We start from the raw sequence: 16,546 nt of genomic DNA on the forward strand, positions 1-16,546 counted from the left end.
CGGTTAATGATGTTCAAGACGTGAAACATCTTGCTAAATCATTTAAGTTACACTTAAAAGACCAGCAAATTTACATTGATCTCACTCAATTACAAAGTTCATATATACTTCCCGGCATAAAATAGCCTTTTAAGTTTGCCCATAATGAACTTTCTTTGATGATTGAACCGAATTTATTTCGCCTGAATGAAAAAAATCCAGAAGCTTTTGGTGGCAAACCGCGGAGAAATTGCCCTCCGGATCATGCGTTCGGCCCGTGAAATGGGCATTAAAACGGTAGCCATCTACTCAGAGGCAGACCGCAAGGCCCTGCACGTGCGCTACGCCGATGAAGCCGTTTGCGTGGGCCCGCCCGCCTCCAGCGCCTCTTACCTAAGAGCCGACGTTATTTTAGAGGTTTGCCAAAACTTGGGAGTAGATGCCATTCACCCCGGCTACGGCTTTTTGTCTGAGAACGCCCTATTTGCCCAGCAGGTAGAAGACGCCGGCATTATCTTTATAGGCCCTTCGCCTCAGGCCATTGAACTGATGGGCAGCAAGCTGGCCGCCAAGGCCGCCGTGGCCAAGTTCAACATCCCCATGGTGCCCGGCACCGAGTACGCCATCACCGACCTGGAAGAGGCCAAGCAGATAGCCACCAGCATAGGCTTCCCTATCCTGATAAAAGCCAGCGCCGGCGGCGGCGGAAAAGGCATGCGGGTAGTGGAACACGTAGAGGAATTTGAGCAGCAGATGAAGACTGCGGCCAGCGAGGCTACCTCCGCCTTCGGCGATGGTTCCGTGTTCATTGAGAAATACATTGGCTCTCCCCGCCACATAGAGATACAGGTGTTAGGTGATACCCACGGCAACATTGTGCACCTTTTTGAGCGTGAGTGCTCTATCCAGCGCCGCCACCAGAAAGTGATTGAAGAAGCTCCTTCGGCTATCCTCACCCCTGAACTGCGCGCCGAGATGGGCCGCTGCGCTGTAGACGTGGCCCGGGCCTGTGATTATAAAGGGGCTGGTACCGTGGAGTTTCTGGTAGACGAGAACCTCAACTTCTATTTCCTGGAGATGAACACCCGTCTGCAGGTAGAGCACCCGGTTACCGAGCAGATCACCGGCCTGGACCTGGTGAAAGAGCAGATCAAGATCGCCCAGGGCGCTCCTCTCTCCTTTGCCCAGGAAGACCTGATCATTACCGGTCATGCCATGGAACTGCGGGTATACGCCGAAGACCCCACCAACAACTTCCTGCCAGACATAGGAACCCTCACCACCTACAAACGCCCCCAGGGCCCAGGCGTGCGCGTAGACGATGGCTTTGAGGAAGGCATGGAGATTCCTATCTATTATGACCCCATGATCGCCAAACTGGTGACCTTCGGGAAAGACCGCGAGGAAGCAATTGAAAAAATGATCAGAGCCATTGACGAATACAAGATCACCGGCATTGAGACCACCCTGCCCTTCGGGCGATTTGTGATGGAGCACGAGGCCTTCCGGTCAGGTAATTTTGACACCAAGTTCATTGACCGGTACTTCAAAGATCCATCCGTCCTGAAACAAGCTTCCACTACCGACGAAGAAGAGATTGCCGCGGTATTGGCCGGACTGTTCGCTTCCCAAACCAAACAGGCATCTGCCCCGCAGGAAACCACCTCTTCCGTAAACGGAAGCTCAGGCTGGCGCAAAAACCGCTTATAGCATTCTATTTTCGTTTTGGGCCTTTTTTAGCTAAAAAAGGCCCAAAACGAAAAGCACATGAAAAAGGGAAAGCCCATCTATACAAGATGGGATTTCCCTTTTTATTTTCAGCTACTTCTGGTTTTAATCAGTTTTAGCAAAAACGTCCTTTAAATGGGTTTTTGCCTTTTATAGGAGATCAAACAGATTCCTAACCCCCATGTGACGTTCTTTGGTAAAGCCCTCGCCGTAGGTTACCCCAATGGAATGGCCTAGTTCCAGGGCCCGGGCTTCAATGAACTGCATGAACACCGGCGAGGAGATATAGGTAGCAGGTTCCCCGGTCTCTTCGTTACCGGGCGTAAAGAACTGGCTTTTAAAGGCCCTGATGGACTCTACTTTTTGGTCCCAGAAGGGGGTCACGTCTACTACCAGGTCTGGTTTGATGAAACGGTCCTGGATGTAATGGTACACCGCCTTCGGTCGCCAGGCCTCTTGCTCCTCTCCTTCTGGCGTATAAGTTTTCACCTGACGCAGGCCGGAAAAAAAGCAGGACTCAGAGACCAGCTGGCTGCCGCGCCCATGGTCTGGGTGGCGGTCATGGATAGCGTTCATCAGTACAATCTCAGGACGGTACTTTCTGATGGCGGCAATCACCAGGCGCTGGTGCTCCTCATCATTCCTGAAAAAACCATCGGCCATGCCCAGGTTCTCGCGGGCGTCCAGGCCCAGAATAGCAGAGGCATCTGCTGACTCCTGCGCCCTGGTCTCTGGGGTGCCCCTGGTGCCTAGTTCTCCGCGGGTGAGGTCTACTATGCCCACTTTTTTTCCCAGGGCTTTATGAGCCAGTATAGTGCCCACACAGCCAAGTTCGGCGTCATCTGGGTGAGAGGCAAATGCCAGAAGGTCAAGTTTCATGAATTGGGTTTATTTTATCCGTAGGCTTCGGCCCACTTTTAAAGTAGTTCTGGTGGTAATGCGGTTCAAGCGCGTGATCTGCGAGACCGACACGCCGTACTTACGCGCAATGGAGCCTAGCACCTCGCCGCTGCGCACCTTGTGGTACACCGTGCGCCTGGCCCTGGAGGGCGATGAAGAAGACTTGCGCTTGGCACTGTTGTAGTAATTGAAGAGCGCCGAGGTAACCTTGAAGTTCTTGCCTTTGAGCAGGTAATCCGGGAAGTTGTAGAGTTCCTCCGGGTCAATAGGATTCCCCTCATAGCGTACCTCATAATGCAAGTGCGGGCCCGAGCTACGGCCCGTGCTTCCGCCCCACCCTATTAACTGGCCGGCTTTCACATATTGGCCTACCTTGGCAATGGGTTTGCTCATGTGACCGTACAGGGTCTCCAGGCCGTTTACATGGCGCACCACAATGTAATTGCCGTAACCGCCGCCGTCCCATTTAGAGATACGCACCACCCCGTCAAAGGCGGTCTTCACGGAATCACCGGTGTCCAGGTCAAGGTCGGTGCCGTAGTGCCAGCGGTAGCCCCTGAACCCGAAATCTGAGGTGACCGGTGTACTGACCAGCGGCATTTTGTAGTTATGGCGATTGTCATAGAGCTTCAGGTTGACGGTGTCATCTAACCTGCGGCCGTCTTTCCGGTAAGGGTTAATGTTGTGGGTATCCCAGATGGCATAATAGCCCGCTATCTTTATCCAGACACTGTCGCCTACCTGAATTTCCTCAGACATCTCTACAATGCTCTGTTGCCCCAGCCCCAAAGAACTGGTGTCTTCACTTACAATGGAGAGTTTGCGTATGGGGCTGAAAAGGCCACGGCTGGGCTTGTCCCCGTCCTGGGTAGTTTCCTGTTTTACTACCACGGCCGTGTCAGGCTTCACAAATTTAATTTTGGGAGCCTTCCTTCTAAATAAATCTTTGGTGGCTCTCTTTTTCTGCGCTTCGGCCAGGTGCCCTGATAGGCTCAGGGTAGCCAGCAGCAGAAAGAAAAGTAGTCTTCTAAAAAGCATTTAATCCTATTAATCACCAGAGCCAGGTTTCCTGGTCCGGCTTTAAAACTGGAAAAGCCCCAATTTATTGCCTGGGCAACGTCATTGAGGCTTTTAAATCTATTTATTGATCATGTAAGGCGGCCAGGTAGCGCTCGGCATCCAGGGCGGCCATACAGCCTGTACCGGCTGCCGTCACGGCCTGGCGGTACACGTTGTCCTGCACATCGCCGCAGGCGAACACGCCGTCTACGTTGGTCTGGGCTGTGCCTGGTACCGTTTTCAGGTAGCCGCTTTCATCATGCTCCAGGTAAGGCTGGAAAATCTTGGAGTTGGGCTCATGGCCTATAGCCACAAAAAAGCCGGAAACGGAAATGTCTTTAAGCTCTCCGGTAGAAGTGTTCTTGATGCGGGCACCGGTCACCACGTCATCGCCCAGGATCTCTTCAGTGACACTGTTCCAGAGAATCTCAATATTGGGGGTGTTCTTCACCCGGTTCTGCATGATAATAGAGGCGCGCATCTCATCGCGGCGCACAATCATGTAGACTTTCTTGCAAAGGTTGGAGAGGTAATGGGCCTCTTCACAGGCGGTATCGCCGGCACCCACAATAGCAACCTCCTGGCCGCGGTAAAAGAAACCGTCACAAACGGCGCAGGCAGAAACGCCGTTCCCGTTTAGGCGGGCCTCAGACTCCAGACCCAGCCATTTGGCCGAAGCCCCGGTGGCAATGATCACGGTGTCTGCCTCTATTTCTTTCTGCTCATCTATGGTGACGCGGTGGGGCTTTCCGGAGAAATCAACGGAAGTGGCAATGCCATAGCGGACATCTGTGCCGAAACGCTCTGCCTGCTGACGGAACTCCTCCATCATTTGCGGACCGTTCACGCCTGTAGGGTAACCTGGGTAATTTTCAACGTCATTGGTGATGGTCAACTGACCGCCCGGCTGCAAGCCTTGGTACATGACCGGCTTTAACCCGGCACGCGAAGCGTAAATGGCTGCGGTATAGCCCGCAGGGCCAGAACCGATGATAAGGCATTTCACGCTTTCCTTTTGGTTTTCCATATCAGGTATAATTTGGGAGTGCAATATTACGAAAAATTTCACGGACGGGGGCAGGTTCACTCCTCCTTCCCGCACCGTCAATTTTCCCGGGTATGCCACTCGCTTTAATTTTGTCTAGTACAGGGCCTTTCTCCCCAGCGGTAAAAGTACCACCTATGATCTAAAGTATCGCTTTGCCGGTGGTAACCTGAGGTAAACTTCCCTTTTAGGTAAAAAGGACAATTTCCTGTTTTGGGCCTGTTTTCCAGAAAACACCCCTAAAACAGGAAGGATAGTTTTGGAAACCGCATAAAAAAAGCCCTGGCCGGTGAGAGCCAAGGCTTTTAGAAAGTTAAAGGTTAGATCCTTATCCCAGGTACGGCTTCAAGGCCTTGCTGCGGGAAGTGTGGCGTAAACGTCTGATCGCTTTTTCTTTGATCTGGCGCACGCGCTCACGGGTCAGGTTGAATTTCTCGCCAATCTCTTCCAGGGTAAGGGAGTGCTCTCCGTTCAGCCCGAAGTAAAGGGTGATCACGTCAGCCTCCCGCTTGGTCAAAGTAGATAAGGCTCGTTGTACCTCTTTGCGAAGAGAGTCGTTCATGAGGCCGGTATCCGGAGACTCTTCGTCTTCGTTTTCCAGTACGTCTAACAGACGGTTTTCCTCGCCTTGCACGAAGGGTGCATCTACCGACACGTGTCTGCCAGAGATCTTCAAAGTATCCACTACCTCAGCGGTGGTAAGTTCCAGTACTTCAGCGATTTCCTCTGGAGAAGGCTCCCGCTCAAATTTCTGTTCCAACTCTGAGAAAGACTTGGAGATTTTGTTCAGGGAACCTACGCGGTTCAAAGGCAAACGTACAATCCGGGACTGCTCGGCTAAGGCCTGCAGAATAGACTGACGGATCCACCATACGGCGTAAGAGATGAATTTAAAACCGCGGGTCTCATCAAAACGTTTCGCGGCTTTGATCAGGCCTAAGTTGCCTTCATTGATCAAGTCACCCAGGGAAAGCCCCTGGTTCTGGTACTGCTTTGCCACCGACACCACGAAGCGAAGGTTGGCTTTGGTTAATTTCTCGAGGGCGAATTGGTCGCCTTCTCTGATGCGCTGGGCAAGCGTTACCTCCTCGTCCGGGGTGAGTAGGTCCACCTTACCAATCTCCTGTAAATACTTGTCAAGGGATTGGCTTTCACGGTTGGTAATCTGCTTGCTTATTTTCAGCTGTCTCATTGGAGTGTATTTCTATCTGTGTAAGTCTCTTAATTGGTAGGCTGGTTAAAGAACACCTACCTAAGCTCCAAAAGTTCTCATAAAATGAAAACACCTGCTAACTGTTACAATTCCAAGACTTTTAACCTGTCAAAAAAAAGGTAAAAGCCCTTTCGCCTGGCCGTACTTATCCTTTTAAGAACGAGTTTGGCCAGGCGAAGGACGTAATATGGTTAGTCGTTTTTAGGAGCTGCTTCTGAGCGCTCTGGTCTTGGCAGCAACGCTTTGCGAGATAGCTTGAATTTACCGGTCTTAGGGTCAACGTCTACCAGTTTCACCTGGATTTCCTCCCCTAGTTCCAGTACACCTTCCATACTTTCCAGACGCTCCCATTTCACCTCAGAGATATGCAACAGGCCGTCTTTGCCGGCCATGAACTCTACAAAGGCCCCGTATGGCTGGATAGATTTTACCTTACCGGTGTACACCTCTCCTACCTCAGGAACAGCCACAATGGCTTTGATCTTAGAGACGGCCATTTGCATCGCTTCCTGGTTCGTGGCGAACACATTCACGTAGCCTTTGTCGTTTTTCTCCTCAATTTGGATAACGGCACCAGAATCACGCTGGATCTGCTGGATTACTTTACCGCCTGGCCCAATGATAGCGCCAATGAATTCTTTCTCAATGATGATATTGGTAGAACGCGGGGTATGCGGTTTGAAATCTGCGTTAGGCTGAGAGATGGTTTTGTTCATCTCACCTAAGATGTGCAGACGGCCGTTTCTGGCCTGTGCCAATGCCTGACCCAGGATCTCAAAGGATAGACCTTTCACTTTGATGTCCATCTGGCAGGCGGTGATGCCTTTAGAAGTACCGGTTACTTTAAAGTCCATGTCACCCAGATGATCTTCATCTCCTAAGATGTCAGAAAGAACGGCAAAGTTACCTGTGGTTTCGTCCATGATCAGACCCATGGCTATACCAGAAACCGGTGCTTTGATCTGGATACCAGCATCCATCAGGGCCAGGGTTCCAGCACAAACGGTAGCCATGGAAGAAGAACCGTTAGACTCCAGGATGTCAGAGACAATACGGATGGTGTATGGGTTTTCATCTTCCGGCGGCAATACCTTCTTCAAAGAACGCATGGCCAGGTTACCGTGTCCTACTTCTCTACGGCCGGTACCGCGCATAGGCTTGGCCTCACCGGTAGAGAACGGTGGGAAGTTATAATGCAGCATGAATTTGTTGTAGCCAGAGAACATGGCGCCATCAATCATCTGCTCATCTAATTTAGTACCTAAGGTAACAGTGGTCAACGACTGGGTCTCACCGCGGGTGAATACCGCAGAACCGTGCGCCGACGGCAGGTAGTTGATCTCTGACCAGATAGGTCTGATCTCGTCCAGGGCACGGCCATCTAAACGGCGACGCTCTTTTAAGACCACGTCACGTACGGCGTCTTTCTCTGCATCATGGAAATATTTTCCGATGAGGGTGGCGTCATAGGTATGATCTTCTGGCAGAGAAGCGACAAACTCTTCTTTGATGGCTTTAAAGGCATTCTTACGCTCGCCTTTAACGGTATTGCCAGAGGCAGCCACGGCATACGCTTTTTCATACACTGCCTTGGTGATCAATTCCTTCAATTCAAGGTCATTGCTCTCATGGCTGTATTCCCGCTTGTTAGTCTTTCCTACCGCCTGGCCTAACTCTACCTGAACAGCTACCTGCTCTTTGATGGCCACATGGGCAACGCGAATAGCTTCCAGCATGTCTTCTTCAGACACCTCGCTCATCTCACCTTCCACCATGGCCACGCTGTCTGCGGTACCGCCTACAATCAGGTCGATATCGGCGCGCTTCAGGTCAGAAAGCAAAGGGTTGATCTGGAACTGGCCGTCAATACGGGCCACACGCACCTCAGAGATTGGTCCGTTGAAAGGAATATCAGAAACAGACAGGGCAGCAGAAGCGGCCAGGGCAGCTAACGCATCTGGTAAGATCTCGGCATCGGCAGAGATAAGGTTGATGATCACCTGGGTCTCAGAGTGGTAATCATCTGGGAACATAGGACGAAGGATACGATCCACCAAACGGCTGATCAATACTTCATAGTCAGACAGACGGGCTTCTCTTTTCAGGAAACCACCTGGTATTTTACCCGAAGAGGCGAATTTCTCCTGGTAGTCAACAGACAATGGAAGGAAATCAACTCCTTCACGGGCTCCAATGTTAGAGACCACCGTGGCCAGCAACATGGCATTTCCGCAACGTACCACCACAGATCCGTCAGCCTGCTTGGCAAGCTTGCCGGTTTCAATGGTAATATCACGGCCATTGGCCATGCGGATGGTTTTAGTTATAGCGTTATATGACATCATTCTTGAGATAAGAGGCAATCAATGTAAAAGGCGCCCAAAGGCAGAGAGCCAGGGGCGCTAAAAGAAAGAGAGGAAAGCAAAGGCAAAAAAAAAGATTAGGGAATCCGGTTAATGAATTCCCTAATCTTCTTAAGTATGTTATTTACGAATGCCTAATTCAGCGATAATAGCGCGGTAGCGCGTAATGTCAGTCTTAGTAAGGTAATTCAATAATCTTCTTCTCTTACCAACCAGTTTCAAAAGACCCAACCGAGTGGAGAAGTCTTTTTTATGAACTTTAAGGTGGTCTGTCAGGTGATTAATTCTGGCAGTAAACAATGCGATTTGTGATTCAGCAGACCCGGTGTCGGTATCTAATTTTGAAAAACCGCTGTTTTGGAAGATCTCTTTTTTCGCTTCGGTAGTTAATTTCATTGCGTCTAAATGTACTAATCTTTTTTTTGCAGTCGAATATATAAGCCGCAAAGTTAGCAATCAAACCCAAATATTCAAATTCTTCATTAAATAAACTACCTGTATTTCTTTACGCCACCTTAGCCCGCTTGAACCTGGCGGCTATTTTCCTCCAGAAATCTACCTCAAGCAAGCTGGAGTCATTACGGGCCTGGTACAGGAAGAAAATTCCCACCGGTAACAGAATCAGGTTGGCTGCCCACATGCCCAAAGCCACCGGCGCTACTCCTTCCCTTCCCCATTTCTCGCCTAGAATGCTCATCACGTAGTAGACAATGAAAAAGGCGATGGAAATGATCACCGGCATGCCCAACCCGCCCTTCCGGATAATAGCGCCCAACGGGGCTCCAATCAGGAACATGATAAAGCAGGCAAAGGCTTGGGTGAACTTGCGGTAAATCTCAATCTCATAGTTGTTGCGCTCGCGCTTGATGGTGGCCAAGCGGGAGGTATAGGAACTGGTAAAGCTTTTCACGTTGCGCGCCGCATTGGCCGCGGTGCGCACGTCATCTACCGTGACGGCCGGAAGGGCAGCTAATTTGTAGTTTTTAATGTTGGAACTGTCTGCGTACGGCTTGGAGGCGAAGTAGGAATAGAAAGGACGAACATTAGGCTCCAGCAGCTTGGTCTCCGTGGAGATCTGTTTTTGTAGAGAATCAGTGACCTGGCTCAGCTGATTGATGTTCTTCATCATCTTGTTTTCAGAAAACCACTGCGAGTTGGTGCGGGTCATCTGAAAGGAGGAAAGGTTCACCACAATCTTGTTCTTGGAGAAAGCCTGCCGCAGATAGCCCGAGCTTTGCCCGTAGGCGTTGGGGTTATTGGACCGGTCCTCGGCAAAGGTCTTCCCGTTGAACATCTCCAGCACCAGGTACTGGTCATTGAACTGGGTGTACATCTTACCTGAGTCTGCCAGCATGACAATGGCGTTGCCCTGCCCGTTGCTGTGGTCATAGATCATGATGTCTTTAAGCGTTTGCCCGTCTGGGAACTTCTTTCCTACCCTAATGCTGCGGTTGGGCAAACCATTGTAGAAAGAGCCTTCCTTTAAATCAAGGGAGGGCTTTTTCTGCCGGATGTCCCACATTAAGCTGTAGGCCTTGAGGTTGGCCTTGGGCACGATGGTGTTATGGAAGAAAAAGGCGGCAATAGTCAACAGCACCGCAAAGAAGAAGACCGGGCGAAGCGTTCTAATGAGGGAAATGCCGGAGGTTTTGATGGCCGTGAGCTCATGATGCTCGCCCAGGTTACCGAAGGTTATGAGCGAAGAAAGCAGGATGGCCAGCGGGAAAGCCATGGGCGCCAGGTTCAGGCTAAAATAGAACAGAAGCTCCGCAATTACGCCCGCGCCCAGGTCTTTGCCTATGAGGTCGTCCAAGTATTTGAGGATCACCTGCAGAAGCAGAATGAATTCCACTACCGCAAACGTGAGGACAAAAGGCCCTATAAAGGACGTAAGAATAAGTTTATCTAATTTTTTCATGCAAGCGAGCCAGTTCCGTGTGCCCAGGCAAATAAAAGGTCCGGCACATCAGAATAGGCCAAAATTACGAAAAGAGGCCGAAACTATGGTTATCCGCCAATCAACTCCCGTAACGTCAGCACCTGGTTATCCCAAAGTTCGGCTAGCTGTTCAACGTCTCCCACGTCTGTGTAGTCTGTTACGCGCAGATATTGTTCCTGGGTTAGCTCACTTGATTCTATGGTGAAGTCTATGTAGCTGTAGTCATGGGGCACGCCATTACCAGTCTCCGGAAAAGTCAATCGCACGGATTTGTTGGTCCGGTGGCTGGTCATTTCAGCAATATAATTCTGATTATCCCAGGTGAGGCGGTATCTACGGTCACCAATCTGCTGGGCGGCTTCGCACAGCCATTGGGCCAACCCAGAGGCCGTGCTCAGGTAAGGGTACAACATTTTGGGCGAGGCGTTGAGGGAATACTCTCGGACAAACTTTATTTTACTCATAGACACTATAGCAAAAAAGTAAAGGGTAATGAAAGGGTATGGTAAGATGGGGGCGGCTTATGTTTCTCAAGTAAAGGAAAATATTTTATACAAAAAAACTTGTGTGGTTATAAATCTTTCTCCTACATTTGCACCCGTAAAAGGCGGGGTAGCTCAGTTGGTTAGAGCACAGGATTCATAACCCTGAGGTCAGGGGTTCAACTCCCCTCCCCGCTACAAAGCTCCACCTGGCGGTGGAGCTTTTTTTATTTATATCCTGAAGGTGAACCGGTTAGCTACCTGCCCAGAATTTCAGGCGCCTTCTCCAACTTCAAATAATCCTGGTTTGAGACCGTTTTAAGAAAAACGGCCCTGAAACACCTCCTCCCCTATTTTACCGGGTTCTCCTCCTATTCCGCTGCTGCTAGTGTAATTTCCTTGCTGGTCTCCCGGCATTAAAACGATTTATTTTTCTGGTTCTCCCTTAAAAAGCAATCCCTTTAAAAGCAAAAAGCCCCTGCCGCCAGACGCGAAGGAGCTGTTTGAGGATGGGAAAAAGCAGGCTTTACCAATTTAGGAGTCATAGGCAATTTCTACCACCTGTACTACTTCTTCCGTTGGACCGAATTTTAGAGGAAGTTCCTGCCCCAAGGAGGCTCCCTGCAGGGCTTTGGCAATGGGTGCGACAAACGCGATGCGGCCTTCCGGCAGAGAGGCTTCGTCTACGCCTACAATGGTGAAGGTGCGTTTAAGGCCAGGCTTAGGTCCTTTCTTGGTTTCAATGGTGACCCTGGCGCCAAACCTAACCTGGTCCTGTGGTTGGTCGGTGGGGTTGATTACCTTGGCGCTGTTTAGTCTCTCCAGTAAGGCGTTGGTCTGAGTTTTTAAGATGGTGAGTTGGCGGGTGCGGTTGGCCTGGTCTTCGCGGTCCTGTTCCACTTTAGCCCTTTGTAGTTCCAGTTCCAACAGCTCGGTTTTTAGCTGCTCCAGGCCCCGGGGAGTGACATAGTTGGGAGTTCCCGCAGGCAAGGCAGCCCGGGGCGCAATAATCGGGGCCTCGCCCGCATCATCTTCTTTTACAAATGCACGACTCATGCCGGTATTAACGCAACAGGTTCCTAGGTGGTTATCTGGCTACGTCCTTTCCAGATTTACAGGCATTTAAAACTCTGTCAGAGAAGGAATAACTGGAGTTACGTTTTGGGCCTACTTTCAGTAAAACAGGCCCAAAACGCAGGAAGGGTTTTCAGAAATGGAAGGCTAAAGAGCGGGAAGTGCGTCCGCCTTGAGCCGAAGTATCCGTTCTTTCTCAGGGTCCATTTCATCTACCTGGGTAAGTAGGCCCACTACCAACCCTACGGCTCCCATGGCTAAAAATGTATTTCTGGCCTTGGTGTTTTGCGCAAAGCCAAAAGCCCAGGGGGCCGCCAGGGAAAATACGCCAATGGCCAGGTCCAGGGCAACGTGCGCTTTAAAGGGCATGACCGGGACAGCTCCCCATTCGGCCTTGGTGATGAGGCCAGAAATCATTGTGCCGGCGCTAATAGCCCGGCAAAGGGTGGTGGCAATGGGTTCTTCAGTAAAGCCCACCGTTTCAGGGGCGGTCGCTACGGCTGGCACAAAGGAAGCGTCTGCAATACCATGATATAGCCTAGGAATAGGTTGCCACATAACAAATCTCGTTTTAGGTGAATCAATAAAAAACCACTCAATGCATGGTGATTAACTATTACCTTACGCACCTCCAAAAGCATAGTTCCTGGGTCTGGAAAGACCGCGGGTAGAAAAGAGGGCAAATGTTTACTGACTTGCCTGAAACTAAGCCTCTGTTTTTTCCACCTCTTTCGCCGTGAGTATTTCTCTACCGGACCAATCCTTTTTTAAATGATAATCTGATTTTACTATTTTAAATAAATTATTTACCTTTTCTAATATAATTGTCTTTTATCTGGAACCTTTTTGGGTTTTATTGGCTTGCCTATACAGCCAAAGCTGCCACCATTTCTTCCCTTACCCTTACTACATGAAGATAAATTTACCCTTCCTTTCTGTTTTACTGGTTTTCCCTTGTTTTTTCAGCCTTGGCCGTAGTTATGCCCAAACAGGTAATTGGACGCCAGCCAATGCAGATCTGAGTTTTCCGCGCACCTTACTAAAAGCGGCGCAGGTTCCGGCGGTGCAGCAATCCATTTCCTCGGGCGAAAGATTAACCCTTTACGCTGGGGTATATGGCAGCTCAAACACCACAGAGTTTTCTGATAATACCACCTCTAATGGACGAAGGGCCCGGGCCACCATCGCCAAAAACGCCGCCTTTGTGTTGCTGCTTGACCGCAAACCGGATGCTGGAACTGTTATCACCCTTCCGGCAGCTGAAAGAACTAACCTGCTGGCCAAAACCAAAACGTTGCTGGAAGGAATTAATACTAACGTGGAAGTATACGCATCCTTTTCTGGGGCTTCCTACACAGAATGGCAATGGCGTTCAAAGGAGCTAATTGATTACATGATTGCCTATGACTTGTTAAAGGGAGCCGGGCAAACCAATGAGTCCCTGTCCTTGGCCCGGACCAAACTGCAGGAATTTGCAGGAAACCTTTACAAGCAAGCCACCACTGCCTTTTTGGGGAACGCCTTTTTTAACCAGGTCAAGAACAACCACACGCTCATGACCACTTCGGCCCTGGGCCTGTCTGCGGTGGTTTTGAATGATGTGGGCGGCACCGATCCCTGGCTCCAGCCTACCAATTGGATTAACACGGGCCTTTACCACCTGGACAATGTGCTTTGGCGCGATGCCAGCCGGCAATCAGATACCCTGGTTGTGGCGGGCTACGCCGAAGGCCCTTATTACTTCAAATACGCCTTCCTGAACTGCCTCCCGTTCATCAGGGCCATTGGCAATTTCCTGCCAGACGGCCGGTTGCCTTATACTTTTAACACCACTACCAAAAGCATCCGGAACCCTTTCTATGACCCGGCCTATGACAAGCTGTATGATTGGATTGCCACTATACAGATGCCCGATGGCCGCACTCCTGCCCTGGAAGATTCTTTTATAGACATGGCTATGCCAGAGCTAGCCCTCACCGGGAAAAGCAAATATTTGAACCCCATGGCCTTTTCCAATTTTGCCAGTAGCCAGATGAATTCCCTGCCAAGGCAACTTTCGGATATTACCGTAGACATGCGGGCCGCATTTCTGGCCTCCAATCTTCAGTATTCTACACCGGCAAACCAAAAGCTCACGGCACTTCCCGCCAGCGGGAACCTTGTCTTCCGTTCAGGGAACGACTCTCTGGCCAGTTACCTGCACGTGTATGGCAAAAATGGCCGTGCCCAGCAGGTTACAGGCGGTCATAACCACGGCGATGCCAGTTCTTTCCTGCTGCACGCCAAAGGACAGTTATTGGCCCTAGACCCAGGGTATTTGAGCAACGGCAGCCGGGGCAGCGTGGGCGAAGGAGTGCACCATAACCTTATTCTGGTAGATGGAGCCGGTCCCACCATGGGAACCTCTGGTGCCACTAATGACGCGGAAGGGTTTGTCCAGAATGCAGTCTCAACGGGCCGATTGAGCTACGGCGAGGTACGGACTTCCTACCTGGGCGCCACCATTACCCGCAAAACTCTTTTTGTGCGCGATTCTTATTTCCTGCTGGCAGAAGCGGTGAGTTCAACCAGTGCGCATACCTACACCTGGCAACTGCACGGCTATGGGCTGGAAGGCGGCTCTGCGGCTACCGGTACGTTCACAGACAGCCTGGCCTTCCACTCAGGTACCTGGCAGAAAAACGGGGTAAACTTGAAGGCGCATGTGACCGCCACCAACGGGGCCTCCACTTACGGCAAAGCCGCCAATGTCCACGAACTCACTTATAATACCACGGAAAGCCATACCACCTTGCAGGTTCAGAAAGCCGGCGTGCCCAACGTGCAATTTTTGTCTCTGCTACACCCTTACACCACCAGGGCATTAGGGGTTAAAACCGTGAGTACTGCTCAGACTGCCGCCCTTGCCATGGGAGAAAATGAGTACCAGGACCTGGCCTTCGCGCAGGCGGATACGGTGGCGGTCAGCCTGTTCAGTTTGCCGCAGACGGTCACGGCGGATGCGCTTTTTACTTTCTTTTCCCTGGATAAAGCAGGAGAATTCGCGCAGGTATTCATGGAGACCGGGAAGACCCTCACCTACGGAAGTTCTTTCTACATGGCCTCCAGCAGGCGCGCCACCCTGGCCTGGCAGAAGTTGAATGACCTGGAATATGAAGGCTATGCCAGCAAAAGCACGGTCCTGACCATTACTCTAGATAAACCGCCAGTGACCGTGACCGGCGCCAACCTGGACCAGTACAGTTATGACCCGGTAGCTAAGGAAGTAAGCATCACCTTAAGCGGCCCTTCAGCGTTCAAAGTTAATTTTACCCCCACCCCACTTCCCGTAAAACTCACGCAGTTTACAGGCAAACGCCAGCAAAATAACGTGTTATTGACATGGGAAACCGCCTCTGAAAAAGATAACAAAGGCTTTGAGCTACAGCGCAAAACGGCGGAAATGCCAGGATTTGAGACTTTGACCTTTGTTAAAGGCAACGGCACTTCCAATGTAGTGAACAGGTACAGCTTTGAGGACGCCACCGCTCCTACTTCCACGGTGTATTACCGCCTGAAGCAACGGGACCACGACGGAAACTTTGAATTCTCCAAGGTCATTGCCGTGGCTGGCTCCAAAACTGCTGCTCCTCACTTCACCGTCTATCCTATTCCCGCCGATGAGGTCGTCAATCTATATTACAACCCTTCCGGCACCCCGGTCCAAATGAGACTTTCGCGCTCTGATGGAAAGGTTCTCCAGCAGGTTTCCTTTCAGGGGGAAATGCAACTGTCTACAGCTCTGTTGGTCCCGGGCTTGTATTTCCTGCATTTGCTAGACCTGCAAGGCAACCCGCTCTCCCCTGTCCGTAAATTGATTGTGAAGCATTAAGGGTTCCCTGATAACCAGAAATTGCTAATAAAAATACATCCTGCTGTTTTAGGGCTGTTTTATGAAAAACAAGCCTAAAACAGCAGGATGTATTTTCTCTTTCCTATCCTAGGAAACCTTATTTCTTTTTGAAGCCCTGAATGAAGTTGCGTGTAAAATCAGACAAAACCAGGGTTCCGCTAATGCCTGCTCTTTGGACTAAGAGGGTATCCCAATGCTCGGTCCCATGCCAGAATATTTGCTTCAAAGCCGAAAGCGCCTCGGGGCTGTAAGAGGCCAGTTTTGCGGCAAACGCCAACACCGCCGCATCCATTTCCTCTGTGGTCTCAAACAGGTGTGCGTACAAGCCTTTCTCTTTCGCCCAGGCCGCCGACCGGAATTCCCCGGCGTCTAAGGCTAGTTCGGAGAAAGCCGCCAATCCAATTTTGCGCTCTACGGCCGGTCCAACCACAAATGGTCCAATGCCCACGGCAATCTCACTTAGTTTCACAGAAGCCTGTTGGGTAGCGAAGCAATAGTCGGTGGCTGCCGCTACACCTACCCCGCCGCCAATTGCTTTTCCCTGCACACGGCCTATAATGATTTTGGGCGAGGTCCGGCAGGCATTGATCACCTTAGCAAAACCAGAGAAAAACTCCAGGCCCTGCTCCTTGTTCTGGATAGCGATCAATTCATCAAAAGAGGCACCCGCGCAAAAGGTCCGCTCTCCTTCGCTGCGCAGAACTATTACTCTAACGCTTTCATTTTCGCCAGCTTGAGTAATAGTGTGTGCTAGCTTATTTAAAAGTAGGCCAGGCAAGGAGTTATGCGATGGATGGAAGAATGAGATGACGCCAATGCCACCTTCCTGGAGCGTGAAGTCTACTTTACCTGTTTCGGTCATTTTATAGGAT

At 50.6% G+C, this 16,546-nt stretch carries 13 protein-coding genes and 1 tRNA gene; 3 read left to right on the forward strand and 11 right to left on the reverse strand.

All coding sequences use genetic code 11. The features are described from left to right. The first annotated feature begins 186 nt into the window (after positions 1-186). Positions 187-1,689, forward strand: coding sequence for an acetyl-CoA carboxylase biotin carboxylase subunit (gene accC, locus TH63_RS07925; protein ID WP_048920481.1), 1,503 nt, complete (start codon positions 187-189; stop codon positions 1,687-1,689). Between the two features lie 168 nt (positions 1,690-1,857). On the opposite strand, the gene bshB1 is transcribed toward accC, so the two are convergent. From bshB1 to TH63_RS07965, 8 genes are all read right to left on the reverse strand, one after another. After that, positions 1,858-2,586 carry a bacillithiol biosynthesis deacetylase BshB1 gene (gene bshB1, locus TH63_RS07930; RefSeq protein WP_048920482.1) on the reverse strand — a complete coding sequence of 243 codons (729 nt, stop codon included), beginning with the start codon at positions 2,584-2,586 and terminating at the stop codon, positions 1,858-1,860. A gap of 9 nt (positions 2,587-2,595) precedes the next feature. Further along, a complete protein-coding gene (locus TH63_RS07935) occupies positions 2,596-3,645 on the reverse strand; it encodes a M23 family metallopeptidase (protein ID WP_048920483.1) in 1,050 nt (349 codons plus the stop codon). A 103-nt stretch (positions 3,646-3,748) separates the two neighbouring features. Further along, complete coding sequence (trxB, locus tag TH63_RS07940; protein WP_048920484.1) at positions 3,749-4,693, reverse strand: thioredoxin-disulfide reductase; 945 nt, start codon at positions 4,691-4,693, stop codon at positions 3,749-3,751. A gap of 346 nt (positions 4,694-5,039) precedes the next feature. Then, entirely contained in the window at positions 5,040-5,903 is an 864-nt protein-coding gene (locus tag TH63_RS07945) for a sigma-70 family RNA polymerase sigma factor (protein WP_048920485.1), read from the reverse strand. 212 nt (positions 5,904-6,115) lie between these two features. Further along, a complete protein-coding gene (gene pnp, locus TH63_RS07950) occupies positions 6,116-8,266 on the reverse strand; it encodes a polyribonucleotide nucleotidyltransferase (RefSeq protein ID WP_048920486.1) in 2,151 nt (716 codons plus the stop codon). Positions 8,267-8,407: 141 nt separating this feature from the next. Continuing rightward, the gene (gene rpsO, locus TH63_RS07955; RefSeq protein WP_048920487.1) at positions 8,408-8,683 is read right to left on the reverse strand and encodes a 30S ribosomal protein S15; all 276 of its coding nucleotides are present in this window, start codon (positions 8,681-8,683) and stop codon (positions 8,408-8,410) included. A 109-nt stretch (positions 8,684-8,792) separates the two neighbouring features. Further along, a complete protein-coding gene (locus TH63_RS07960) occupies positions 8,793-10,205 on the reverse strand; it encodes an LptF/LptG family permease (protein ID WP_048920488.1) in 1,413 nt (470 codons plus the stop codon). An 89-nt stretch (positions 10,206-10,294) separates the two neighbouring features. Beyond that, complete coding sequence (locus TH63_RS07965) at positions 10,295-10,690, reverse strand: START-like domain-containing protein (protein WP_048920489.1); 396 nt, start codon at positions 10,688-10,690, stop codon at positions 10,295-10,297. A gap of 142 nt (positions 10,691-10,832) precedes the next feature. Between TH63_RS07965 and TH63_RS07970 the strand changes: the two genes are divergently transcribed. Continuing rightward, a tRNA-Met gene (locus tag TH63_RS07970) sits at positions 10,833-10,906 on the forward strand. Positions 10,907-11,242: 336 nt separating this feature from the next. Here TH63_RS07970 and TH63_RS07975 read toward each other — a convergent pair. Beyond that, the gene (locus TH63_RS07975; RefSeq protein ID WP_048920490.1) at positions 11,243-11,764 is read right to left on the reverse strand and encodes a GreA/GreB family elongation factor; all 522 of its coding nucleotides are present in this window, start codon (positions 11,762-11,764) and stop codon (positions 11,243-11,245) included. A 165-nt stretch (positions 11,765-11,929) separates the two neighbouring features. After that, complete coding sequence (locus TH63_RS07980) at positions 11,930-12,340, reverse strand: SPW repeat protein (RefSeq protein ID WP_048920491.1); 411 nt, start codon at positions 12,338-12,340, stop codon at positions 11,930-11,932. Positions 12,341-12,692: 352 nt separating this feature from the next. Here TH63_RS07980 and TH63_RS07985 point away from each other — a divergent pair, with 352 nt between their 5' ends. Then, positions 12,693-15,653: a heparinase II/III family protein gene (locus tag TH63_RS07985; protein WP_048920492.1), complete on the forward strand. Its 2,961-nt coding sequence runs from the start codon at positions 12,693-12,695 to the stop codon at positions 15,651-15,653. Between the two features lie 118 nt (positions 15,654-15,771). On the opposite strand, the gene TH63_RS07990 is transcribed toward TH63_RS07985, so the two are convergent. Next, the gene (locus tag TH63_RS07990) at positions 15,772-16,536 is read right to left on the reverse strand and encodes an enoyl-CoA hydratase/isomerase family protein (protein ID WP_048920493.1); all 765 of its coding nucleotides are present in this window, start codon (positions 16,534-16,536) and stop codon (positions 15,772-15,774) included. Between the last annotated feature and the right edge of the window lie 10 nt (positions 16,537-16,546).

Origin of the sequence: Rufibacter radiotolerans (assembly GCF_001078055.1) — a bacterium.
In the GTDB taxonomy this organism is placed as follows: Bacteria; Bacteroidota; Bacteroidia; order Cytophagales; family Hymenobacteraceae; genus Nibribacter; species Nibribacter radiotolerans.